Genomic DNA, 727 nt, shown 5'->3' on the forward strand with positions numbered 1-727 from the left:
GGTTCTAAGTCAATTGTTGGGGTAGGAGGCAAGCTCCTGCCCCTTTATCTTTATCCAACTTGAAAGTCTTTCGTATTCTTGTACTGATGGTGAAGAAGGACTTTTAGACGAAGGCGATCATACCTTCTAAATCCAAATGCGTTTCGCTTAATAACCTTGGTTTGATTATTTAGTCCTTCTACGAAACCATTGCTATAATCAAATGCAAAACTGTTCAAGATTTCCTTCTGCCAGTTCTTAAGAGTCTTAATCCCCTGTATAAACTCGGATAATCCAGCTTCATGTACCTTTTGATAGAAGCTATGTAACTCTTCCTTTACCTTCGAAGGTTGGTCTACACCAATCTCTTTCGCCCTCTCAAACCACTCACGAAAAGCTTCCTTCAAGTCATACGCCACCTTCAAGTCTGGAGACATACTTAAATAACGCTCTAGGTGCCATTTCTGATTCTCAGTTAAGTTCTCTTCGCGTTTGTAAAAGATATGTTTCTTGCGTTTACATTTCTTCCGATCATAGTCGTCAAATTCGCTTTGAACCCTTCTCCTCACACGTTCAAGGGCCCAATAGATATATCGACAGAAGTGAAAACGATCTGCCACGATAACAGGACTTCCCAGGGCTTTCTTTACCGCAGATTTAAAGGCGTGGCTCATGTCCATAATGACCATCTCTACCTCGGATCCCTTCTCCCGAAGGTATTCTTTCACAGTATCTACCGAGCGATCAG

Annotated in this window: 1 protein-coding gene; it reads right to left on the minus strand. The window is 42.0% G+C overall.

Going from position 1 to position 727, the window contains the following annotated elements:
• Positions 1 to 50 precede the first annotated feature (50 nt).
• Positions 51 to 727 (minus strand): ISL3 family transposase (locus tag N780_RS19075; RefSeq protein ID WP_036787994.1); only part of this gene is annotated, 677 nt, incomplete at its 5' end.

It is taken from the genome of Pontibacillus chungwhensis BH030062 (genome assembly GCF_000770675.1).
Lineage (GTDB): Bacteria > Bacillota > Bacilli > Bacillales > BH030062 > Pontibacillus > Pontibacillus chungwhensis.